This is a genomic window from Acidovorax sp. Q11, assembly GCF_054950075.1.
The window spans coordinates 50,236-71,398 of the sequence record NZ_JBUDZG010000013.1 but is presented as its reverse complement, the minus strand read 5'-3'; the positions used below and the strand labels follow the sequence as shown (position 1 = coordinate 71,398).

Annotated in this window: 19 protein-coding genes, 1 pseudogene and 1 riboswitch; of the genes and pseudogenes, 11 read left to right on the top strand and 9 right to left on the bottom strand. The window is 61.7% G+C overall.

Annotated elements, in window-relative coordinates; genetic code table 11:
• Window positions 1-42: 42 nt before the first annotated feature.
• Complete coding sequence (locus tag ACYZGB_RS12495; RefSeq protein ID WP_462388643.1) at window positions 43-1,560, top strand: NYN domain-containing protein; 1,518 nt, start codon at window positions 43-45, stop codon at window positions 1,558-1,560.
• A gap of 3 nt (window positions 1,561-1,563) precedes the next feature.
• On the opposite strand, the gene ACYZGB_RS12490 is transcribed toward ACYZGB_RS12495, so the two are convergent.
• Window positions 1,564-2,622: a PfkB family carbohydrate kinase gene (locus ACYZGB_RS12490; RefSeq protein WP_462388641.1), complete on the bottom strand. Its 1,059-nt coding sequence runs from the start codon at window positions 2,620-2,622 to the stop codon at window positions 1,564-1,566.
• Between the two features lie 136 nt (window positions 2,623-2,758).
• On the opposite strand from ACYZGB_RS12490, the pseudogene ACYZGB_RS12485 reads away from it, so the two are divergent.
• The 5 genes and pseudogenes from ACYZGB_RS12485 (at window position 2,759) to ACYZGB_RS12465 (ending at window position 7,340) form a co-directional block, all read left to right on the top strand.
• Window positions 2,759-3,772, top strand: a pseudogene (locus ACYZGB_RS12485) (substrate-binding domain-containing protein).
• 81 nt (window positions 3,773-3,853) lie between these two features.
• Entirely contained in the window at window positions 3,854-4,813 is a 960-nt protein-coding gene (locus ACYZGB_RS12480) for an ABC transporter permease (RefSeq protein ID WP_462388640.1), read from the top strand.
• Window positions 4,814-4,815: 2 nt separating this feature from the next.
• The gene (locus tag ACYZGB_RS12475; protein ID WP_462388639.1) at window positions 4,816-5,622 is read left to right on the top strand and encodes an ATP-binding cassette domain-containing protein; all 807 of its coding nucleotides are present in this window, start codon (window positions 4,816-4,818) and stop codon (window positions 5,620-5,622) included.
• A gap of 10 nt (window positions 5,623-5,632) precedes the next feature.
• A complete protein-coding gene (locus ACYZGB_RS12470) occupies window positions 5,633-6,085 on the top strand; it encodes an RbsD/FucU family protein (protein WP_462388638.1) in 453 nt (150 codons plus the stop codon).
• Window positions 6,086-6,098: 13 nt separating this feature from the next.
• Window positions 6,099-7,340, top strand: a complete 1,242-nt coding sequence (locus ACYZGB_RS12465; RefSeq protein WP_462388636.1) for an ROK family transcriptional regulator — start codon at window positions 6,099-6,101, stop codon at window positions 7,338-7,340.
• 133 nt (window positions 7,341-7,473) lie between these two features.
• Here the strand turns inward: ACYZGB_RS12465 and ACYZGB_RS12460 are convergent, their stop codons facing one another.
• Window positions 7,474-8,265: an HAD-IIB family hydrolase gene (locus ACYZGB_RS12460; protein WP_462388635.1), complete on the bottom strand. Its 792-nt coding sequence runs from the start codon at window positions 8,263-8,265 to the stop codon at window positions 7,474-7,476.
• A gap of 157 nt (window positions 8,266-8,422) precedes the next feature.
• On the opposite strand from ACYZGB_RS12460, the gene ACYZGB_RS12455 reads away from it, so the two are divergent.
• Window positions 8,423-9,526, top strand: coding sequence for an acyltransferase family protein (locus ACYZGB_RS12455; protein WP_462388633.1), 1,104 nt, complete (start codon window positions 8,423-8,425; stop codon window positions 9,524-9,526).
• Between the two features lie 40 nt (window positions 9,527-9,566).
• Here the strand turns inward: ACYZGB_RS12455 and ACYZGB_RS12450 are convergent, their stop codons facing one another.
• From ACYZGB_RS12450 to ACYZGB_RS12420, 7 genes are all read right to left on the bottom strand, one after another.
• A complete protein-coding gene (locus ACYZGB_RS12450; protein ID WP_462388632.1) occupies window positions 9,567-10,526 on the bottom strand; it encodes a glycosyltransferase family 2 protein in 960 nt (319 codons plus the stop codon).
• A 10-nt stretch (window positions 10,527-10,536) separates the two neighbouring features.
• A complete protein-coding gene (locus ACYZGB_RS12445; protein WP_462388630.1) occupies window positions 10,537-10,887 on the bottom strand; it encodes an EamA family transporter in 351 nt (116 codons plus the stop codon).
• A 30-nt stretch (window positions 10,888-10,917) separates the two neighbouring features.
• Window positions 10,918-12,663, bottom strand: coding sequence for a hypothetical protein (locus ACYZGB_RS12440; protein WP_462388629.1), 1,746 nt, complete (start codon window positions 12,661-12,663; stop codon window positions 10,918-10,920).
• Entirely contained in the window at window positions 12,645-13,037 is a 393-nt protein-coding gene (locus ACYZGB_RS12435) for a GtrA family protein (RefSeq protein WP_462388627.1), read from the bottom strand. The genes ACYZGB_RS12440 and ACYZGB_RS12435 overlap by 19 nt, the downstream gene beginning before the upstream one ends.
• A complete protein-coding gene (locus ACYZGB_RS12430; protein WP_462388625.1) occupies window positions 13,015-13,980 on the bottom strand; it encodes a glycosyltransferase family 2 protein in 966 nt (321 codons plus the stop codon). The genes ACYZGB_RS12435 and ACYZGB_RS12430 overlap by 23 nt, the downstream gene beginning before the upstream one ends.
• 113 nt (window positions 13,981-14,093) lie before the next feature.
• Window positions 14,094-15,719, bottom strand: coding sequence for a peptide chain release factor 3 (locus tag ACYZGB_RS12425; protein WP_462388623.1), 1,626 nt, complete (start codon window positions 15,717-15,719; stop codon window positions 14,094-14,096).
• A gap of 293 nt (window positions 15,720-16,012) precedes the next feature.
• Entirely contained in the window at window positions 16,013-16,789 is a 777-nt protein-coding gene (locus ACYZGB_RS12420) for an SDR family oxidoreductase (RefSeq protein WP_462388621.1), read from the bottom strand.
• Between the two features lie 179 nt (window positions 16,790-16,968).
• Window positions 16,969-17,048: riboswitch (S-adenosyl-L-homocysteine riboswitch) on the top strand.
• Between the two features lie 68 nt (window positions 17,049-17,116).
• Here ACYZGB_RS12420 and ahcY point away from each other — a divergent pair.
• The 4 genes from ahcY to ACYZGB_RS12400 all read left to right on the top strand — a co-directional run bounded on the left by ahcY (window position 17,117) and on the right by ACYZGB_RS12400 (window position 21,147).
• Window positions 17,117-18,553 (top strand): adenosylhomocysteinase, encoded by a 1,437-nt coding sequence (gene ahcY, locus ACYZGB_RS12415; protein WP_462388619.1) that lies wholly within the window; start codon window positions 17,117-17,119, stop codon window positions 18,551-18,553.
• 175 nt (window positions 18,554-18,728) lie between these two features.
• Window positions 18,729-19,727: a TlyA family RNA methyltransferase gene (locus ACYZGB_RS12410; protein ID WP_462388617.1), complete on the top strand. Its 999-nt coding sequence runs from the start codon at window positions 18,729-18,731 to the stop codon at window positions 19,725-19,727.
• Complete coding sequence (metF, locus tag ACYZGB_RS12405; protein ID WP_462388616.1) at window positions 19,724-20,575, top strand: methylenetetrahydrofolate reductase [NAD(P)H]; 852 nt, start codon at window positions 19,724-19,726, stop codon at window positions 20,573-20,575. Before ACYZGB_RS12410 ends, metF begins: the two co-directional genes overlap by 4 nt.
• Window positions 20,575-21,147 carry a septal ring lytic transglycosylase RlpA family protein gene (locus ACYZGB_RS12400; protein WP_462388615.1) on the top strand — a complete coding sequence of 191 codons (573 nt, stop codon included), beginning with the start codon at window positions 20,575-20,577 and terminating at the stop codon, window positions 21,145-21,147. Before metF ends, ACYZGB_RS12400 begins: the two co-directional genes overlap by 1 nt.
• Window positions 21,148-21,163 lie beyond the last annotated feature (16 nt).

The window sequence follows — 21,163 nt, the reverse complement described above, 5'->3', positions numbered from 1 at the left end:
CCGTGTGATGATCCGCAGCATTGAACGGAACTCACACACGATATGGCATCCCCCTCCGACAGCATCAGCATGGCCCTGTTCTGCGACTTTGAAAACGTCGCCCTGGGCGTGCGCGATGCGCAGTACGAAAAGTTCGACATCAAGCCCATTCTGGAGCGCCTGCTGCTCAAGGGCTCCATCGTGGTCAAGAAGGCCTATTGCGACTGGGAGCGCTACAAGGGCTTCAAGGCCACCATGCACGAGGCGAATTTCGAGCTAATCGAGATCCCCCATGTGCGCCAGTCGGGCAAAAACTCGGCCGACATCCGCCTGGTGGTGGACGCTCTGGACCTTTGCTACACCAAGTCGCACGTCAACACCTTCGTCATCATCAGCGGCGACTCGGACTTTTCGCCGCTGGTGTCCAAGCTGCGCGAGAACAACAAGCAGGTGATCGGTGTGGGCGTGAAGCAGTCCACATCCGATCTGCTGATTGCCAACTGCGATGAATTCATCTTCTACGACGATCTGGTGCGCGAAAACCAGCGCGCCCAGGCCCGCCGCCAGAGCCCTGGCAGCAACCCGCCACCAGCACCCCGCCGCAGCCCTGAGGAGGAGCGCAGCCGCAAGGAGAGCCAGGACGCGCGCCGCACCCAGGGCGTGGAGTTGGCGGCCGAAACGTTTGAAGCCCTGCTGTCCGAGCGCGGCGACACGGGCAAGATCTGGGCCTCGGTGCTCAAGGAAGCCATCAAGCGCCGCAAGCCCGATTTCAGCGAAGGCCGGTATGGCTTCCGCACCTTTGGCAATCTGCTGGAGGAAGCGCAGGCGCGTGGGCTGCTGGAGTTTGGGCGCGATGAAAAGTCGGGTGCGTATGTGTTCCGCAGCCACGGTGGGCCGACTGCCGCCGCCGCGCCCGCGCGGCCTGAAGGAGCCGGTGAGCGAGCCAGCCAGGGCGGCGCCACGCGGCATGACTTTCATGCGGTGGCGACGGCACCCGATTTGCGTTCTGACAGTGGCGAAGGGCAGGGCGCGCCGGGCCGCAGCCGGGGGCGTCGCGGTGAGGGCGCAGACCGCCCAGACACACGCTCCACGCAGCGCAGCGAGCCGCGCCATGACTCGAACCAGGAGTCACTGGCGTCCGAGCAGGCGGATGTGCCGTCAGAGCGCCCGGCCAGCCGCTATTTCAGCCAGCCGGTGGCCCACGAGGCCGGGCCATTGGAGCGGGTGATCGACAGCAGCCCTGAGCAGGATGCGCGCGCCGAAGCGTTGGATGGCTCCGAGGCCCCGGCAGAGCAGATACCTGCTGAGAACGATGGTGCCGAGCCTGCAGCCCCTCGCCGCAGCCGCGCCCGCAGTGGAGGCGGTGCCAAGCCAGCTGCCAGCGCCCCCAAGACTGCTGCCACGCCCCGAGCGCGTGGCGCGCGTGCCGTTGCGGATGCGGGCGGTGCTACAGCTGCCGAGCCATCGGCTTCCGCAGCCGAAGCACCAGCCGCTGAGGCACAAGGCGCGGTTCCCACCAAGGCGGCCGCTCCCCGTCTACGCAGCCGGGCCCGCAAGCCGGCCGCCAAACCCGCCGAGTAAGTGTTATTGGCCCGCTGCGGTCGCTGAGCGCAGCAACGCCAGCCGCTCTTGCACTTCTTCGTAGCGGGGGGGCGTGCAGCCCGCCCGCTCCACACAGTGGCTGGCGCTGGCCAGCGCATGGTGCAGCACGGCGAGCAAACGGGCTTCGGTGACGGGGGCTGTCAGGCCACCATGACGCAGTGCCAAGGCCTCTTCGCCGCGCTCAGGCCCTGCCAGCCAGGCGGTGATCAAGCCCGCCAGAAAACAGTCACCCGCGCCCACCGTGTCCACCACCGTGATCGGCGCTTTCTCGCGCGCATGCACGGCCAGGCCGTCGCGCTGCAGCAGCCAGGCACCTTCCGACCCCAGGGTCAGGGCGAGCCATTGGGCCTGTGTTTGCTGCTGCAAATAGTGGGCGCGTTCCAATGCGTTGGCACCCGGAACAGCCAGCGCCTCCAGGTCATCGTCGCTCACCTTGATGAGGTGGGCGTGCTGCAGGGCGGTCATCACGTTGGCGCGGTAGGCCTCCGCATCGTCCACGGCCGACAGGCGCAGGTTGGCATCTACCACCACCATGCGGCCCGCTGCGCGCTGCGCTGCCAGCCAGGGCTGGTAAACGGCAGCGTCCTGTGCCACCAGTGCCAGGCAGCCCGTGGCCACTACTTGCAGCTCTGGCAATGCGGCGCAAGCAGCCGTCAGCGCGGCGGCCGTCACCTGGCGGTCGGCCACGCCGTCGCGGTAGAAGCTGTAGCTGGCCTTGCCCTCGGTATCCAGTGCGGCCAGTGCCAGCGCGCTGGGCGCACGCACCGGCGCTGGGGCGGCCAGGGCCACGCCCGCCTCCTGCAAGCCGTGGGCCAGTTGGCGGCCCAGCAGGTCGCCCGATAGCGGGTTGAGGTACAGCGTGCCCACGCCCTGCAGGCCCAGCGCGCGGGTGAGGTTGTAGACCGCGCCGCCCGCGCAGGGCTTGAGGCGGCCATCGGGCTCTTCGATCAGGTCAAACAAGGCCTCGCCCGCCGTGGCCACGCGCAGCGGCGGTGCGGTGTGGGCGGGGCTGGAGTCGGCGGATTGGATAGGGAAAATCATAAATAAATCCACTTGATTTATTAATTTGTCGGCCACTATAGCTTGATCCCATCCACCCGACAAGAGTGGTTCACCTGCCAGCCGCGCAGCACGGGGCCGACAGGAATCTGCCATCCCACAACCCGGAGACAACGCCATGCAACGCACCCCCGCCTTCGCGCTTTCTGCCCTTGCCCTCACCGGCGCCCTGGCCTGTGGCCTGGCCCAGGCACAAGCATCCGAGCCCGTCATCGGCCTCATCACCAAGACCGAGACCAACCCCTTCTTCGTGAAGATGAAAGAGGGCGCCACGGCCGAGGCCAAGAAGCTGGGCGCCAAGCTGGTGTAGGCCGCAGGCAAGACCGATGGCGACAACGCGGGCCAGGTCACGGCCATGGAGAATCTGATCGCCGCCGGTGCCAAGACCATCCTCATCACCCCCAGCGACGCCAAGGCCATCGTGCCCGCCATCAAGAAAGCCCAGGCGCGCGGCGTGATGGTGATTGCGCTCGACAGCCCCACCGAGCCCATGGATGCGACGGACGCGCTGTTTGCCACCGACAACTACAAGGCGGGCGAGCTGATCGGCCAGTACGCCAAGGCCGCGGCTGCAGGCAAGAAGCCCGTGATTGCCACGCTGGACCTGTTCCCCGGCCACCCCGTGGGCGCACAGCGGCACAACGGCTTTCTGAAGGGCTTTGGCCTGCAGGCGAATGACGCCAAGAGCAACGAGCTGTCGCGCCCCGCCGAAGTGGTGTGCATGGCCGACAGCTTTGGTGACCGCGCCAAGGGCCAGACTGGCATGGAAAACTGCCTGCAGAAGAACCCCGACATCAACATCGTCTACACCATCAACGAGCCCGCCGCCGCCGGTGCCTACAACGCGCTCAAGGCCGCAGGCAAGGAGAAGAACGTGCTCATCGTCTCGGTGGACGGTGGTTGCGCAGGCGTTGCCGACGTGGGCAAGGGCGTGATCGCCGCCACCAGCCAGCAGTACCCGCTGCGCATGGTCGCCATGGGTGTGGCGGCAGGCGTGGAATACGCCAAGACCGGCAAGAAGGTCAGTGGCTACACCGACACCGGTGTGACGCTGATCGCTGCCAAGCCCATGGCGGGCGTGGACAGCAAGGATGTCAAGACCGGCACCGACCTGTGCTGGGGCGCCAAGTAACACGCCCCTTTTGATGTGGGACCAGGCAGCCCTGCAGGGGCCTGCCTGAGTGCCCAATTTAGCCACCCGCCCGGAGCCGCCATGACATCGCCCGCTTTCAAACTACCGCCCCTGGCCACGCTGGGGCCGTTCATCGCGCTGATCCTGGCGTGCGCCTTTTTTGCCACGCAGAGCGAGCGTTTCCTGTCGGCGCAGAACTTCGCACTCATCCTGCAGCAGGTCATGGTCGTGGCCGTGATCGCAATTGGCCAGACGCTGGTGATCCTCACGGCTGGCATTGATCTGTCGTGTGGCATGGTCATGGCGCTGGGCGGCATCGTGATGACCAAGATGGCGGCGGACTACGGTCTCTCGGCCCCCGTGGCGATTGCCTGCGGCATGGCGGTGACCATGCTGTTCGGCCTGATCAACGGCCTGCTCGTCACCAAGATCAAGCTGCCGCCCTTCATCGTGACGCTGGGCACGCTCAACATCGCGTTTGCCGCCACGCAGCTGTACTCGGGCGCGCAGACCATCACCGACATCCCCGCTGGCATGACCGCACTGGGCAACACCTTCCTGCTGGGGCAGACCGCCATCGTGTGGGGGGCTGTGCTCATGCTGGCCCTGTACCTCGTCACCTGGTTTGCGTTGCGCGAGACCGCGCCTGGCCGCCATGTGTATGCCGTGGGCAACAGCCCCGAGGCCACGCGCCTCACCGGCATTGCCACCGACAAGGTGCTGCTGGGCGTGTATGTGCTGGCCGGCCTGTTCTACGGCATCGCATCGGTACTGTCGGTGGCCCGCACTGGCGCGGGGGACCCGAACGCGGGCCAGACCGAAAACCTGGACGCCATCAGCGCCGTGGTGCTGGGCGGCACCAGCCTGTTTGGTGGGCGCGGTGTCATCCTGGGCACGCTGGTGGGCGCGCTCATCGTGGGCGTGTTCCGCAACGGGCTCACGCTCATGGGCGTGTCGTCGGTCTATCAAATCCTGGTCACCGGCATCCTCGTGATCCTGGCCGTGGCCACCGACCAACTCTCGCGCAAAGGAGTGCGTTGATCATGAGCACCTCCCCACACACCACGAACGCGCCGCTGGTCATGCAGGCCAAGGGCCTGGTCAAGCGCTACGGGCAGGTCACCGCGTTGGATGGCGCCGACTTTGAGCTGCGCGCCGGTGAAATCCTGGCGGTGATCGGCGACAACGGCGCGGGCAAGTCGAGTCTCATCAAGGCGCTGTCGGGCGCCACCGTGCCCGACGAAGGCGAGATCCTGCTCGACGGCCAGCGCATCCAGTTCAAGAGCCCCATCGACGCACGCCGCGCGGGCATCGAAACCGTGTACCAGGACCTGGCCGTGGCCCCGGCCATGACCATTGCCGAAAACCTGTTCCTCGGCCGTGAACTGCGCCGCCCCGGACTGCTGGGGAGCGCGCTGCGCATGCTCGACAAAAAAAAGATGCTCGAAGAAAGCGTGGCCCGCATGGCCGAGCTGAAGGTGGGCATCCGCGCCATGACGCAGGCGGTCGAGACGCTCTCTGGCGGCCAGCGCCAGTGCGTGGCCGTGGCGCGCGCGGCAGCGTTTGCGCGCCATGTTGTCATCATGGATGAACCCACCACCGCCCTGGGCGTGAAGGAGGGCAACATGGTGCTGGAGCTGATCCGCCGCGTGCGCGACAAGGGCCTGCCCGTCATCCTCATCAGCCACAACATGCCCCATGTGTTCGAGATTGCCGACCGCATCCACATCGCCCGTCTGGGTAAGCGCGCCGCAGTCGTCAACCCCAAGAAGATCAGTATGAGCGATACGGTGGCCGTGATGACGGGCGCTATGGCGGCCACCGACCTGCCCGCTGAATGCCTTGCCTGAAGACAACGCCATGCTCAAGAACATTGACCCCCTGCTGACCCCCGAGCTGCTCAAGGTGCTGGCCGAGATGGGCCACGACGACGCCATCGTGCTGGCCGACGCCAACTTCACCGCCATGAGCCTGGGCGCGGGCAAGCCCGTGCTGCGCCTGCCCGGCATTGGCATGGCGCGTGCTGTGCAAGCGGTGGCCAGCGTGCTGCCGCTGGCGCAGGATGTGCCGCACCCCGTGGCCTATATGCAGGTGGGCGGCACCGAGGCGCCGTACCGATCAGCCCTGCAGCGCGAAACCATGGCCATGCTGGCGCGCGAGGGCGTGGCCAGTGAGCAGGCTGAGGGCGTGGAGCGTTTTGCGTTCTACGAGCGCGTCAAAAAGGCCTATGCGATCGTTGTGACGGGCGAACTGCAGCCCTGGGGCAACTTCCTGCTGCGCAAGGGCGTCATCGGCGACACTCTGAACGCCTGATTGTTTCATCACCATGCTGGACACCGACGCATCCCTACCCGCCGTTGACAACGCTGCCGCCAGCCCCGCGCTGCTGCGCCAGCGCGGCTCCAACCATGTGGGGCTGCGCCAGTTCAACGAGCGCGTGGTGCTGCAAGCGCTGCGCACGCATGGCAGCCTGGCCAAGGCCGAGATGGCGCGGGTCACGGGCCTCACGGCGCAGACCATCGGCCTCATCACCGGCCGGCTGGACGAAGACCAGTTGCTGCGCCGCGAAGCGCCCGTGCGCGGCCGAGTGGGCCAGCCCTCGGTGCCCATTGGTCTCAACCCCGACGGAGCGTTTGCCATCGGCATCAAGATCGGCCGCCGCAGCGCCGACTGGCTGCTGGTGGACTTCACCGGCCATGTGCGCGAGCGCATCGTGCTCGACTACGCCTTCCCTGATATCGACGTGCTTTTGCCCGCCATCCGCACGCACCTCAACCAGCTGCTCGACGGCCTGGGCCCGCTGCGCTCGCGCGTGGTGGGCGTGGGCGTGGCCGCGCCGTTCCAGCTCGGCGGCTGGCACCGCATGCTGGGGCTCACCGAGGCACAGTCGGAAGCCTGGAACAACATCGACCTGGCTGAGCAGGTGCAGCAGATGACCGAGCTGCCCGTGTCCTTTGCCAAGGACACCTCCGCCGCCTGCGTGGCCGAGCTGCTGCAGGGGCGCGGGCGCGACATCCCGAGTTTTCTGTACCTGTTCATGGACACCTTTGTGGGTGGCGGGCTGGTCATCAACTCGCACCTGCACCGGGGCTTGCATGGCAACGCGGGTGCGGTGGCCTCGCTGCCGCTGTCACCCGCCCAGCCGGGCCAGGCCCCCGCACAGCTCATCAGCCAGGCATCTTTGTGGGAGCTGGAGCAGCGCTTACGCGAACACGGACTCGACCCCATGGCCGCCTACGACAAACGTGTGTTGCAGGCCCCGTGGCTGGAACACAGCCGGGGCTGGATTGCGCGCGCTGCGGCGGGCTTGGCGCACTGCATCGTCTCGGCCACCGCGTTTTTGGATCTGGACGCCGTGGTGGTCGATGGCGCCGCAGCCCCCGAACTGCTGCAGGCCCTGTGCGAGGGCGCCCGCCACGCACTGGCCGACTACAACTGGGAAGGCCTGCACCAGCCCCCCCGGCTGGAGCTGGGCACCATGGGCTCCGACGCCCGCGCGCTGGGCGGAGCGCTGCTGCCGCTGCATGCGTGTTTTGCGCCGGATACGGACATCTTTCTCAAGGCGTAGCTCCGGCCATGAGGCGTTGAGTGGCTGGATGCTATTGAATATATAGCTATAAACGCAAGCCCATCAGGCGGAAGGGCATGTTTTTGCTCGAAATTCGTCGGTGAGCCCGAGTTGCAAAGGGCCCCCTGCAGGCTTACCGGCTCGCGAGGATCGCCCGCGCCACTTCGGCAAACCCCGCGCCCCGCTCGCCTTGGGTCACATAACGCGGCAGGTGCGTGAGCTGCGGCACAAACCGCGCGATGTTGGCCACGCCCACGCTGTGGGTGAAATGTTCGAACATGAGCTGGTCGTTTGTGGAGTCGCCCACATACACCCAGCGGTCCATCTCGGCGTTGAGGTCACGCCCGAACAGCTCGCGCACGATCCAGCGCGCCCCCTCCAGCTTGTTGTGCGTGCCATACCAGCCGTTGATGTGAATGCTGCTTACGGTGGCGTTCATGCCGGCCGCCCGCATCAGCCTAGCTGCATGGTCGATGCGCTCTTGCGGCAGATCGGCGAACTCGCTGTGGTCAACGGCGATATCTGTTTCGCGCCCGGGCGAATCGGTAGCGCGCCGTGCGCCAGGCACCTCACGTTCGATATGCGCAAGAACTTCCTGCATGCGAGCAAAGTTGGCTGCCCGGGTGGACGCGTCTTGTTGATACCGCTTGAGCACCGTTCCATCAGACTGATGGATCAGAGCCACGGCCCCGTTCTCGGCCACGATGGCATCTATGGGCCAAGAGCGCGCAAAAGGCTCGCTCCATCCGACAGGGCGGCCCGTGATGGCGACGATGGGCAACTCCGCTCTGGTCAACGAGGCTAAGGCCGCAAGTGCGTCCGGGGTGATAGCACCTTCGGTGGTTAATGTATCGTCAATATCAGTGAACAAGCCCTCAATTAGGTGCCATGTTCTACATGCCTTAATGGGTTGGAGCGGGGGCATAAGTGCAAAAGACAATGTGCGAGAACGACTCGATCGAGGTTTTTAGCGCGCTAAAAAATAGTCGTACGCTGTAATCAACCTATAATTTACGCGATAGAAGATCAGAGGCGGAAGATCCGTTGATTGAGCGAGCTCATTTCTTGTTTAAAGCAGCGATATGGTGTGGAAAAAGGATCAAGTGATTAATTCTATTCAATTCCTTCGATTTTTAGCGGCGATGTGGGTTGTCGTTTACCATGCCCAAGGGTGGCCTCAGTTGCCGCAAATGAATGAAGTCGTGCGCGTCTTTTTTTCATGGGGATTTATAGGTGTAGATATTTTTTTTGTTATTAGTGGTTGTGTCATGGCTTTGACGTTGCGCCGAGGGAGGGGGGGTGTTAATGGGGTGGTAAAATTCTCAGTTTCAAGGTTGGCTCGAATATATGTCGGTTGGTGGCCTATTTTCTTTTTATATTGGGCGTGGCTCGGTTATATTGGTCAACTAGGTCCGGATAAAGATCTTTTCAATTCATTTTTTCTACTGCTCGCACCCCCGCAAAATTTGGTAACTGCAGTTCTTTGGACGCTTACCTTTGAATTGTACTTTTATGTTCTCGTGGGAACTCTTAAAGTAGTGGGGGATGTTCAAAGGGAGCGTGTTGTTAAAGTGTTTTTTTTGGGGGTGGCATTGTACGTGGCGTACATGGCGTCACAGCAAAGATTTGAGCCTGAAAATATTATGCGCAGTACAGCTGCGATGCATTTTTGGGCATCGCCTCTTTTGCTGGAGTTTTTTGGAGGATTTCTGGTTTTTGAGCAAATAGTGAGGAGGCCTAGTCAGAGCTGGAGGCCGTGGTTTGCGGTTGCCGTGGTGCTCTTCTTGGTAAGCGCGATATACCATCAGTTTCTCGTGCGTCATCCGGGTGGCCTGGAAGTTTTTTACCACTATCCGGAGAGGGTGCTGTTGGTTGGCGGCGCGTGTTGTGCGCTGCTCGGAGTTCTCTTGCTAATGCCCGCAAAGACAGATTTCAGGTGGGGAGGGGTCTCGTCTTTACTAGGTGGGGCCTCTTATGCAATTTATCTTCTGCATCCGCTGATGTTTTCATTCAGCTCGTTCTTTTTTATGAAATTAAATCCAGAAAATTCGCACAAATCCTTGATGTATGCGGCCATGTTGATGGGGTTGATAGGGTTTGCAATCCTGTATCACTACTTTTTGGAAAAACCTATGTACTCACGTGTGAGAAAATCAATAGACCGGTTTTCAGTCATCGGAGATTGAATTGATTTTCTGAGGGTGTTTATATTTTTGAAGTGATGTTTCATACTTTCTCCGCTGATGGTTGGCTAATTGGCTCTGTTGGCACGTTGCTCAGATCGTAGTGAAGGAATGCGATAAGACACTGTATGCCCACTAGCGTTGGTAGTGCGGCAAGCATTACAGTCCCGCTCGTGGCTGGATGGCCAGTTGATGTGCTATTAATCCACTGAATCAAACCGAAAATTGAACCAGTTGCTAGTAGTAAGAGGCCAAACAAGCTGTACAGCGTTCCAATGTTAAAATCTCTGATCAAATAGCTGTAGAAATACCGTCTCAGCAGACGGGAGCAGTGCTTTTGCATGAATTCTGGGAGTATTTTTCTTATTTTTAAATTGGACTCTTCATCGCCATAAACGGAGTCCATTGGGATGTCTTTTACAACGGCTCGGATGGTGTTGAGTCGGAAAAGCATATCAGTTTCGAAAAAATAGCGGCACTCCAATTTTTCTAGAGGCAATGCGGCGAGCACAGGGGTGCGAATAGCGGTATAGCCATTGGTGGGGTCCATCAAATTCCAATAACCGCAACTCAACTTGGTGACAAATGATAGCAAGGCATTACCGAATAGCCGGACAAAAGGCATTCCCTGAACTGACTCCGGTCTATAAAATCTGTTGCCTTTGGTGTAGTCCGCTTTGCCATGGAGTAGTGGTCGAATGAACTGCGGAAGCAAGGATGGCTTCATTTGACCATCGCCATCGATCTTGACAACGATATCCATACCGTCACTCATTGCCGCCTTGTAAGCAGTGACCATGGCGCCGCCTACTCCTAAATTCTGCGAGTGATACAGCACACGAACCCTGCTATCAAGACAGTGTTCCTCGATAAATCGGCCGCTGGCTGAAGGGCAGGCGTCATCAACCGCGTAGATGGCCTCTACTTCTGGCCCAATGGATTGGAGAACACCGAGTATCTGGTTGGTGACCTTGTAACAAGGTATGGCGACGGCAATTCGCATAGCGGCTCCGTCACGCTGACTGCGCAGCCAAGGCAACCCCCACCAGGATCAGGGCTCCTCCGGCAAGCGTGTTACCGCGCAGCTGTTCGCCGAGAAACAGCCAACTCATTACGGGTACGATCAAGAAAGCCAGACCCATGAAGGGGTAGGCGAGGCGGAGAGGCGTTTCGCGTAGTACCCATATCCATGCCAAGGTAGTCAATCCATACAGAACTAGCGCCGCAATCAGCCAACCGTTGAGCAGCCAGTCTTGCCACTGGTGGGCAGCGCGGATGGACACAGCAGCTTGCTTGAAAAGAAGTTGCCCTATGGAAATTCCTAGTACACAGAGAACTGTGACACAAGTCATGTAAAGGGACATGGCGGCAATCTTAAGTAAGTCTGGCAAAAGCTACTCGGCAAAAATAGGGTGAGCAAAACCTTGCCATGAGATTCTTTTTTTCTGTTTGAAATCGAATTCGAGCATGGGTGAGCACATGTCGAAATCATCTACGGTATCGCTTAGGCAAAAAGAGAATTTAATCGGATGACTTTCTATCCATGCAGTTTGCCCCTGCTGCTTCAGCACGTAGCGGTGCTCCCTTCCAGAAAGACCTTCATAGCGAACTAGATAGTTTTTGCTCAGCGGTCCAAATTTCCAGTGGAGCATCCCAGCTTGAAAACTGAGGCTCACTTCTAAAGGAATATCTTCGGGTGGGGGGCTCTCTGTTTTTTCAGTAAGATTTTCCTTTACCCTCTGTTGCGACATTGGTTGCATCTTCTTGTCAATAAATTCGAAAATCTGCAAGCCTTTTTTCTGTGCTGCGTTGAGCCCTCGGCCGGATCTGTCAACTATATGCAATTTTCCAGTTGGAGCGTCTGGGATAAATGAGTCTGCCGTTTCCCGTGCGCCCATGAGAACATGTCGTCTATAACTATCATCAGTGCCACCATTTTCTTCTACAAAAATTGCTTGAGTGCTCTTGTTGGCAGAAATAGCAAAGCGGTATAGGGTGTCCCAATAAGCAATAATTGGATTGAGCGTCCTGCGCTCTTGAGTATGCAGTAGAGTTGCTCCGGCTATTATGGTTGCTGCTAAGAGAGCTAGAAACCTCGCGGGAATAGTGCTGTGTAATAAGGTGCCCAAGAGTGCGGAAAATGCGATCCAAGGAGCGAATAGATAGCGATCTGGTGAATTGATTCCAGGGAAGGTGGTAAGGGGGAGGAGGGGGAGCATGACAACGCAAAAAGTGACGCCGATAAGCATCCAATTTAATCTGCGTTGAACTGCTGATATAAAAAATAGAACCGCTAAACCGAGAAGAAAAATGGTGCAGAATGTCTGCTTTCCGAATAATAGTTCAGGAATCTGAGCCATTTGAAGAATGGCATTGTACAGATTGAATGCGCCTTGATTGTATCCGCCCAACAGTTGGCCGAGCAGCCAATATCGCCAACACGTGTAAACTGCTGCAACTAGAATGAAAGGCAGCAGTGCCCGCAGCCTTTGGTTCCAACTTGCGATAGGCAAGAAAGGGAGGAGTACTACCAGTGGGACGTAGATCTCTTTGCACGTGGTAGCTAAAGCATAGGCACAGATGGAAATTCCCAGCCAGTATCGTTTGTGGCCCTTTAGAAACTGAGTCCATCCGAATATGGCCAACATTGCCAATACAAATCCTGTGACGTAGTGACCATGCATCAGACCCGCCGCTATGTGAACGGTCGGTTTGCCTAACAGGAGGGTTGCTGCACCTACCATTGCCGACAAAGGCGGTAGCCACTGCCGCAAGACAGCGTAAAAAAGTATAGCGCCTGCAGAAATGAGTCCGAGCAAGTGGGCGTAGTGGCCTGCGGTATTTAGGCCAAAAAGACTGAGATTTATGTCGTAAAAAAAAGCGTTCCAAGGGGATACATTCGCAGGGGAGAAGGCTTGAGCAGCTCCCGGAGTCAAAAAATATTCCCATGGGCTAAAGCCTGCTGCGAAGCTGAGATGTGCTCCATCGTCCCAGCGCCAGAATCCTTTTAGTGACCTGCCATACGCAATAAAGGTAAGTGCCACTAGGAAAATAGATGCCCACAAGTACTCACGCTTGGCAGGCTTCGCGGCGCTCTTTTGGCCTTCGAGCGGTGCAATGCTCAGCGCTTGAATGTCCATCGGTAGTGAAGGAGGAATGTGAAAGTTGGCAGTGCGACAAAGACCAAGGCGAGACCGATAAGGTAATGCCAGCCCGCATGTGCGGCCAAACTGCTCGCCATGATGGTTATTGCAAGTCCAAAGATGGATACGACAAAAAAGCGCCCATATTGCTGAAGGGAGTTGGGGGTTTTGAAGTTCCAGCGCGAATTAGCCCAGTAAGAGAAAATATTCGCAATGACGAAAGCAATAGTGTTTGCCATCGTCGGGTGTGCATCTAGTATCTCAACTAGCAACACAACAATACCGGTATGGAGTGCAGTGTTGGCAAGGCCGATGCCGGAAAATTTGGCCAGCTTGCGCGGCAGCGAGTCAGGGTTGATCCGGAAAGTCATAAAAATCGCGAATCACATAGATGGGCCGCTGTTTTACCTCGCCATATATTCGTCCGATATATTCCCCAAGTACTCCAAGTCCAACCAGCTGCAAACCTCCCAAAAACAAGGATGAGGTTATCAGAGAGGCGTAGCCAGGGACGTCACGTCCAAACATCAAGGTTTTGGCGATAAGAAATATGGCGCATATGAACGCTAGAGCGGCAATACCGGAGCCGAGGTACGTCCATACTCGGAGGGGAGCCGTCGAAAAAGACGTAACGCCTTCCAAGGCAAAATTCCATAGGCGCCATCCAGAAAACTTGCTGCTACCCGCAAGCCGCGCTTCACATGTGAACGTGATCGTGGTGTGCGGAAAGCCTACCCAGGCAAACAAGCCCTTCATGAAGCGGCGGCGCTCCGGCAATTGCCTGAGCGCCGCCACTACCTTGCGGTCCATGAGGCGAAAATCACCGACGTCAGCGGGTATTTCCACCTCGGAGATCTTGTTCTGCATAGCGTAGAACCACCCGGCCGTCTTGCGTCGCAACCAGATCTCAGACTTGCGGTTTTCTCGCTTGGCGAGAACTACGTCAAAGCCTTCGCGCCAGCGTTGCACCATCTCAACGATGGTTTCCGGTGGATGCTGCAGGTCTGCGTCCATGGGCACCACGACGACGCCGTTAGCCAGTTCGATACCGCACGTGAGTGCCGCCTCCTTGCCGAAGTTTCGGGAAAGGTCGGCGATGCGAATTCGGGGGTTTTTGGCGCGTTCCCGAAGCAGGGTTGCCAAGGTATCGTCATCACTGCCATCATTGATGCACAGGATTTCGTAAGCAGCGCTTACAGATTCGAGGACGGGGACAAGGCGTGCAAAAAAAACTGGCAGATTGAGTGCCTCATTCTTCATCGGGCAAACGACCGTGATGGATGAGGGTGGCGGTCTCAATGAAATATCGGCCATATCAGCTAACGTTACCGGAAGGGCGATCTGAGCGATTCCAAGCGACGCTGGTGCGGCTCATGTTCGCTGCAGATGGCGTAGTTGTCGAAGAGGCGCTCAGTATAGGTTGGTACTTAGGCGCCCTGCAGCGCCAACCCCGCATGCTCCCGCAGCGGATGGAAGTGGATCTTCGGAAACCGCTCCTGCGCCAGCCGCACGTCATACGGCGAGGTGCACAGATAGGCCAGCGTGTCGGCCGCATCGTGCGCCAGGCGCAGCGGGTAGGCGTCGGTGAAGGCGCGCAGGTCGGCGGCGTTGTCGGCCGTGATCCAGCGCGCGCCGGTGTACTGGCAGCCTTCCAGCCGCACGTCGGCGTCGTATTCGGCCTTCAGGCGGTGCTGCACCACTTCGAACTGCAGCTGGCCCACGGCGCCCAGCAGCATGTTGCCGCCGGCATCGGGTTTGAAGACCTGGATCGCGCCTTCCTCGCCCAGCTGGGCCAGGCCCTGCTGCAGCTGCTTGGTGCGCAAGGGGTTCTTGAGCACCACGGTCATGAACATTTCGGGCGCGAAGAACGGTAGGCCGGTGAACTGCAGGTTGGCGCCGTCGGTGATGGTGTCGCCCAGCTGCACGCCGCCGTGCGTGGTGAAGCCGATGATGTCGCCTGCGTAGGCCTCTTCCACGGCCTCGCGGCGCTGCGACATGAAGGTCACCACGCTGGTGGGGCGCAGCTCCTTGGCGGTGCGCTGTACCTTGAGCTTCATGCCTGGCATGTACTTGCCCGAGGCCACGCGCACAAAGGCGATGCGGTCGCGGTGGTTGGCGTCCATGTTGGCCTGCACCTTGAACACCACGCCCGAGAAACCTTCGTCCTCGGGCTGGATAGTCTTCACCACGGGCTGCCTGTTCACTTCAAGCGTGCTCACGCGCGGGCCGGGGGGAGGGGCCATGTCCACCAGGGCATCGAGCACTTCCATCACCCCGAAGTTGTTCACGCCGGAGCCGAAGAACACGGGGGTGAGTTTGCCGGCCAGGAAGGCTTCGTGGTCCCACGCGGGCGATGCGCCCACGGCCAGTTCCATGCTTTCGAGCGCGGCGTCGAACTCGGCGCCGAAGCGCGCGCGCAGTGTGGCTTCGTCGGACAAGGGGATGGATTCAAAGTCCTGTGGTCTGCGTTCACTGCCGGACTCGAACACCGTCATCGTCTTGGTGCGCAGGTTGATGATGCCGCCGAAGGCCTTGCCCTGGCCCACGGGCCAGGTCATGGGGCAGCAGGGCATGCCCAGCTCGCGCTCCACCTCGTCCATGATGTCCAGTGGGTCGCGCACTTCGCGGTCCATCTTGTTGACGAAGGTGATGATGGGCGTGTCGCGCTGGCGGCAGACCTCGATCAGGCGGCGCGTCTGCGCTTCCACACCGTTGGCCGCGTCGATCACCATCAGGGCCGAATCGACGGCGGTGAGCACGCGGTAGGTGTCTTCCGAGAAGTCCTTGTGGCCGGGGGTGTCGAGCAGGTTGATGACATGCTCGCGGTAAAGCATCTGCATGACCGACGAGGCCACCGAGATGCCGCGCTGCTTTTCAATTTCCATCCAGTCGGACGTGGCGTGGCGGCTGGCCTTGCGGCCCTTGACGGCGCCCGCAATCTGGATCGCGCCCGAGAACAGCAGCAGCTTTTCCGTCAGCGTCGTTTTACCGGCGTCGGGGTGGGAAATGATGGCAAAGGTGCGGCGGCGCCGGGTTTCGGGGGCGTGGGACACGGGGGGATTCCAAGAGGGCTAGGGCCCGCTGCGGCAAGGGGTTGCGGCAGTGGGCGCGACAGGCGCGGTGCGCCGAATCGCGGGATTTTACCGGGCGGCCGCTCTGAGTTCGCCGGAGCAGGCATCCGTTATCCATTGCGCTGTACGCCACCCACAGCGCTTGAAACTGGCGCGCACAAGGCCAGGGCACCCGTGGAGCTGGCTTTGCCAGGCCGCCGGGTGCGTCCCCCTCCCGCACCGCACAGCGGGGCGAGAGAGGGGGAAGGCGCGCAGCGACTCAGGGGTGCTTCGCTTCAGCCCGCCGGTACCTGTGTGTGGCGGGCGTACATCTTCTGCATGCCACCGATCCAGCGCTCGTAGTCCTGCCCCTTGTTGCGGAAGTATTGCGCCACCTCGGGGTGGGGCAGTACCAGAAAGCGCCCGTCCAACATGGCGGCCAGCACGTCGCCCGCCACCTGTTCGGGCGGCAGGATGCCGTCGTGCGAGGCCGATCCGCCGTCGCCCGTGACCATGGCGGTTTGCACCGACTGCGGGCACAGGCAGGCCACGCCCACGCCCTTGCGGCCGTAGGCGATGCGCAGCCACTCGGCAAAGGCCACGGCCGCGTGTTTGGTGACGGCGTAGGGTGCGGATTCGACGATGGTCAGCAGCCCGGCGGCCGAGGCCGTGACCAGGAAGAAGCCTTCGCCGCGTTCCACCATCTCGGGCACCACGGCACGCGCCGCCCACACATGGGCCATGCCGTGGATGTTCCACATCGCGTCCCAGAGCGGGTCTTCGAGTTCGATGCCGCCCGGGCGGCCCAGGATGCCTGCGTTGGAGATGTAGGCGTCCACGCGGCCAAAGCGTTCGCGCGTGGTGGCCACCAGGGCCTTGATGTCGGCTTCCTTCGACACATCGCAGCGCACGGCCAGGCCACCGATCTCGTCGGCCACGGCCTGGGCGGGTTCCAGGTGCAGGTCGGCCACGACCACGGCGCGTGCGCCCTCCTGCGCAGAACGCCGCGCGATGCTGCGGCCGATGCCGCTGGCGCCGCCAGTGACGATGATGACCTTGTCCTTCGGGTCCATGTGGTGCTCCTTGATGGGTCTTTTGAAAGAGCACCAGTGTCAGGGGCTCCGCCGACCCCGGCAGCCGCACAGGTGACATGGGCGGTTGGCATGCCGCCGAGGTGAGCGGGCCAGGGCGGGGCGGCCCCACCCGCAGCCCGGGGATGTTTCCCCTCCGGGCACTTGCTTTTATAATCCGCCGATCCGAGGAGCGTTGCAGCGTCCCCAGCACAGGCGGGGCGTGAGGCTCGGAGTCACCCAGCAACGACGCTCATCCACTTCTCGTGTGGTGAGCCTTGTCACTCCCCCGACCAGTGGTTTTTCAAACATGCTTTGGAGCACACCACCATGAACGCACGCGTCAACGCCCCGGTCAACACCGACTGCATCATTGCCGACATCGGCCTGGCCGATTGGGGCCGCAAAGAGATCCGCATCGCCGAAACGGAGATGCCCGGCCTGATGGCCATCCGCGAGGAATTCGCGGCCAAGCAGTCGCTCAAGGGCGCCCGCATCACCGGCAGCCTGCACATGACGATCCAGACCGCCGTGCTGATCGAGACGCTGCAGGCCCTGGGCGCCGATGTGCGCTGGGCCTCGTGCAACATCTTCTCCACGCAGGACCATGCCGCGGCCGCTATCGCTGCCACCGGCACGCCCGTGTTTGCCGTGAAGGGCGAGACCCTGGCCGAATACTGGGACTACACCCACCGCATTTTTGACTTTGGCCCCAAGGGCACCGCAGGCGAAGGCCCCAACCTGATCCTGGACGACGGCGGCGACGCCACGCTGCTGATGCACCTGGGCAAGAAGGCCGAGAAGGACGCGTCCGTTCTGGCCAACCCCGGCAGCGAAGAAGAGCGCATCCTGTTCGCCGCCATCAAGGCCAAGCTGGCCGAGGACGGCACCTGGTACAGCCGCAAGAGCGCCGAGATCATTGGCGTGACCGAAGAAACCACCACCGGCGTGCACCGCCTGAAGGAAATGTCGGCCAAGGGCACGCTGATGTTCCGCGCCATCAACGTGAACGACTCGGTCACCAAGAGCAAGTTTGACAACCTGTACGGCTGCCGCGAGTCGCTGGTGGACGGCATCAAGCGTGCTACCGACGTGATGATCGCCGGCAAGGTGGCCGTGGTGGCGGGCTACGGCGACGTGGGCAAGGGCAGCGCCCAGGCCCTGCGCGCCCTGAGCGCCCAGGTGTGGGTGACCGAGATCGACCCCATCAACGCCCTGCAGGCTGCAATGGAAGGCTTCAAGGTCGTGACCATGGAATGGGCCGCAGACAAGGCCGACATTTTCGTGACCACCACGGGCAACCGCGACGTGATCACCTACGAACACATGGCGGCGATGAAGGACCAGGCCATCGTCTGCAACATCGGCCACTTCGACAACGAGATCCAGGTCGCCAAGCTCGAAGAAAACTGCCAGTGGGATGAGATCAAGCCCCAGGTGGACCATGTGATCTTCCCCGACGGCAAGCGCATCATCCTGCTGGCCAAGGGCCGCCTGGTGAACCTGGGCTGCGGCACGGGCCACCCCAGCTTCGTGATGTCCAACTCGTTCGCCAACCAGACCATTGCCCAGATCGAGCTGTTCACGCACAGCGACTACTACGAAAACGGCAAGGTCTACGTGCTGCCCAAGCACCTCGATGAAAAGGTGGCGCGCCTGCACCTGAAGAAGGTGGGCGCCATGCTGACCGAGCTGAGCGACGACCAGGCCGCCTACATCGGCGTGCCCAAGCAAGGCCCTTACAAGCCTGATACGTACCGCTATTGATTGCATCTGCTGAGGGGGCTGCGCCCCCTTCCCCCGTGGCGTGAAGCCGCGCGGGGGCCGGGCAGCGGCGCTTGCACGCCGTGTGCTGATAACCTGTTTGCTATATTAATGATAGCTATCGGGGCATGATGGTCGCGCGGTAGCGGCTGTTTTTACTCAAAAAAGGATGGGCGCCATGCGCGCAGATGTGTTTTTGGTGGAGCGGGGGCATGCCGCCACCCGCTCGCAGGCCCAGCGCCTGATTGCGTCGGGTGTCGAATGGCGCCTGTCGCCGCTCGCGCCCTGGCAGAAGGTGGCCAAGAATGGCGACGACATCCCGGCCATTGCCGAGGTGCAGTTGCTCGACGGCGCCGAGGCCAAGTACATCTCGCGCGGCGGGCTCAAGCTCGAAGGTGCGCTCGATGCCCTGGGTCTGAAGGTGGAGGGGTTGCGCTGTCTGGATGTGGGGCAGAGCACCGGCGGCTTCACCGACTGCCTGCTGCAGCGCGGCGCCGCGCAGGTGATTGGCGTGGACGTGGGTCATGACCAGTTGCATGAGCGGCTGCGCAGCGACCTGCGGGTGGTGTGTGTCGAGGGGGTGAATGCCCGCTCGCTGACCGCAGAGGCGCTGCAGCTGGCCTGCGATCTGGCGCTCTCGGAAGTCATCGAGCTGGAAGAGGACAACGAGACCCAGCCCGAAGCCCCCTACAGCTGGATGCGCAACGGCGGCCAGGTGGACGAGGACTACGACGACAGCGACGATGCCAAGGAAAAGGACATCGAAGCCTTCAAGTCCGAACGCGCCGAGCTGGCCAAGGCGCGCGCACAGGGCACGCTGCCGGTGGAGCGCCGCCGCCGCGCCGACCGTGCAGACGTCGATATCACGCCCGAGTTCGGCCTGGTGACGGGCGACCTGTCGTTCATCTCACTCACGCTGGTGATGCCCGCGCTGGTGCCGCTGCTGGCGCCGCAGGGCGATCTGGTCATGCTGGTCAAGCCGCAGTTCGAGCTGCAGCCCGGCCAGGTGGGCAAGGGCGGTATCGTGCGCGACGAGGCCTTGTATGCCGTGGTCGAGCAACGCATCCGCGACTGCTGCGCCGCAGTGGGCCTGAGCGTGTTGGCATGGCTGGATAGCCCCATCCAGGGTGGCGACGGCAACCGTGAATTTTTTATCCATGCAAGGAGGGCTGCATGAATGCTGCCAATGCACAGGGCACCGGTTTCCCTGTGAGTTTCGAGTTCTTCCCGCCCAAGACGCCTGAAGGCGCAGACAAGCTGCGCGCGGCCCGCCAGCAGCTGTATGCGCTGCACCCGGACTTCTGCTCGGTGACCTACGGCGCGGGCGGCTCTACGCAAGAAGGCACCTTTGGCACCGTGCGCGAAATCCTGGCCGAAGGCGTGGGGGCGGCGTCGCACTTCTCCTGCATCGGCGCCACACGCCAATCGGTGCGCGAGCAGCTCGCCACGCTCAAGGCCATGGGCGTCAAGCGCCTGGTGGCACTGCGGGGCGACCTGCCCAGCGGCTATGGCGCGGGTGGCGAGTTCCAGTACGCGAGCGACCTGGTGGCCTTCATCCGTTCCGAGACGGGGCGCGACTTCCACATCGAGGTGGCGGCCTACCCCGAGGTGCACCCCCAGGCGCGCTCGCCCGAGGCCGACCTCAAGGCCTATGTGGCCAAGGTGCAGGCCGGGGCGGATTCGGCCATCACCCAGTATTTCTACAACAGCGACGCGTACTTTCGTTTCATCGAAGACACGCAGCGCTTGGGCGCGGATGTGCCCGTGGTGCCGGGCATCATGCCGATTGGCAGCTCCACGCAGCTCATGCGCTTTTCCGACGCCTGTGGCGCCGAGATCCCGCGCTGGATCCGCCTGCGCCTGCAGGCGTTTGGCGACGACACGGCGAGCATCAAGGCCTTTGGTCTGGATGTGGTGACCGATCTGTGTGACCAGCTGCGCAGCGCGGGCGTGCCAGCGCTGCACTTCTACACCATGAACCAAAGCACCGCGACGCTGGAGATCTGTCGCCGCCTGGGGATCTGATGGGTTGGGGTGGCCTGCTGCTGCCCGCCTGCCGTGGGGCCCTGCAGGGGCTTGTCAGGCATGCAGCGTGTGTGGTGTGGCTGTGGGCCCTGGCGGTGGCCCCCGCGCTGGCCCAGGGGCTGTCGGCCGAGGCCGACGCGCTGGCTCCCCACCTCCTGACGGTGCCGGGCGAGGCGATGCTGATCGACCCCCCGCCGCCACCGCCGCTCCCGCCCCCGGGCGTGGATGCTTCGTCTGTGGGGCTGGCCACGGCCGACGAGGTCGGGCTGGCCTCGTGGTACGGCGCGCAGTTTCACCGGCGGCGCACGGCCAGCGGGGAGCGTTTTGACATGCGTGCACTCACGGCGGCGCATCCCACGCTGCCGTTTGGCTCGCGGGTCTGCGTGCGCAGCCAGGCCACGGGGCGCACGGTGGTGGTGCGCATCAACGACCGGGGCCCCCATGTCCGCAACCGGGTGATCGACCTCAGCCGTGGCGCGGCCGAGGCCCTGGGCATGATCGGCCTGGGGCTCAAGCCGGTGGAGCTGTTTGCGCTGGACGACGACGAGAAGGATTGCCCGGCGCCGCCTTGAACAGGGCGGGGCACTC

Excerpts from the sequence above, each read along its gene's own strand:
- ACYZGB_RS12435 (WP_462388627.1), bottom strand. The coding sequence starts at position 13,037 with ATGACTTTCCGGATCAACCCTGACTCGCTGCCGCGCAAGCTGGCCAAA.
- ACYZGB_RS12470 (WP_462388638.1), top strand. The coding sequence starts at position 5,633 with ATGCTCAAGAACATTGACCCCCTGCTGACCCCCGAGCTGCTCAAGGTG.
- ACYZGB_RS12445 (WP_462388630.1), bottom strand. The coding sequence starts at position 10,887 with ATGTCCCTTTACATGACTTGTGTCACAGTTCTCTGTGTACTAGGAATT.
- ACYZGB_RS12480 (WP_462388640.1), top strand. The coding sequence starts at position 3,854 with ATGACATCGCCCGCTTTCAAACTACCGCCCCTGGCCACGCTGGGGCCG.
- ACYZGB_RS12420 (WP_462388621.1), bottom strand. The coding sequence starts at position 16,789 with ATGGACCCGAAGGACAAGGTCATCATCGTCACTGGCGGCGCCAGCGGC.
- ACYZGB_RS12400 (WP_462388615.1), top strand. The coding sequence starts at position 20,575 with ATGGGTTGGGGTGGCCTGCTGCTGCCCGCCTGCCGTGGGGCCCTGCAG.
- ACYZGB_RS12490 (WP_462388641.1), bottom strand. The coding sequence starts at position 2,622 with ATGATTTTCCCTATCCAATCCGCCGACTCCAGCCCCGCCCACACCGCA.
- ACYZGB_RS12455 (WP_462388633.1), top strand. The coding sequence starts at position 8,423 with ATGGTGTGGAAAAAGGATCAAGTGATTAATTCTATTCAATTCCTTCGA.
- ACYZGB_RS12430 (WP_462388625.1), bottom strand. The coding sequence starts at position 13,980 with ATGGCCGATATTTCATTGAGACCGCCACCCTCATCCATCACGGTCGTT.
- ACYZGB_RS12465 (WP_462388636.1), top strand. The coding sequence starts at position 6,099 with ATGCTGGACACCGACGCATCCCTACCCGCCGTTGACAACGCTGCCGCC.
- ACYZGB_RS12495 (WP_462388643.1), top strand. The coding sequence starts at position 43 with ATGGCATCCCCCTCCGACAGCATCAGCATGGCCCTGTTCTGCGACTTT.
- ACYZGB_RS12450 (WP_462388632.1), bottom strand. The coding sequence starts at position 10,526 with ATGCGAATTGCCGTCGCCATACCTTGTTACAAGGTCACCAACCAGATA.
- ACYZGB_RS12410 (WP_462388617.1), top strand. The coding sequence starts at position 18,729 with ATGCGCGCAGATGTGTTTTTGGTGGAGCGGGGGCATGCCGCCACCCGC.
- ahcY (WP_462388619.1), top strand. The coding sequence starts at position 17,117 with ATGAACGCACGCGTCAACGCCCCGGTCAACACCGACTGCATCATTGCC.
- ACYZGB_RS12475 (WP_462388639.1), top strand. The coding sequence starts at position 4,816 with ATGAGCACCTCCCCACACACCACGAACGCGCCGCTGGTCATGCAGGCC.
- ACYZGB_RS12440 (WP_462388629.1), bottom strand. The coding sequence starts at position 12,663 with ATGGACATTCAAGCGCTGAGCATTGCACCGCTCGAAGGCCAAAAGAGC.
- metF (WP_462388616.1), top strand. The coding sequence starts at position 19,724 with ATGAATGCTGCCAATGCACAGGGCACCGGTTTCCCTGTGAGTTTCGAG.
- ACYZGB_RS12460 (WP_462388635.1), bottom strand. The coding sequence starts at position 8,265 with ATGCCCCCGCTCCAACCCATTAAGGCATGTAGAACATGGCACCTAATT.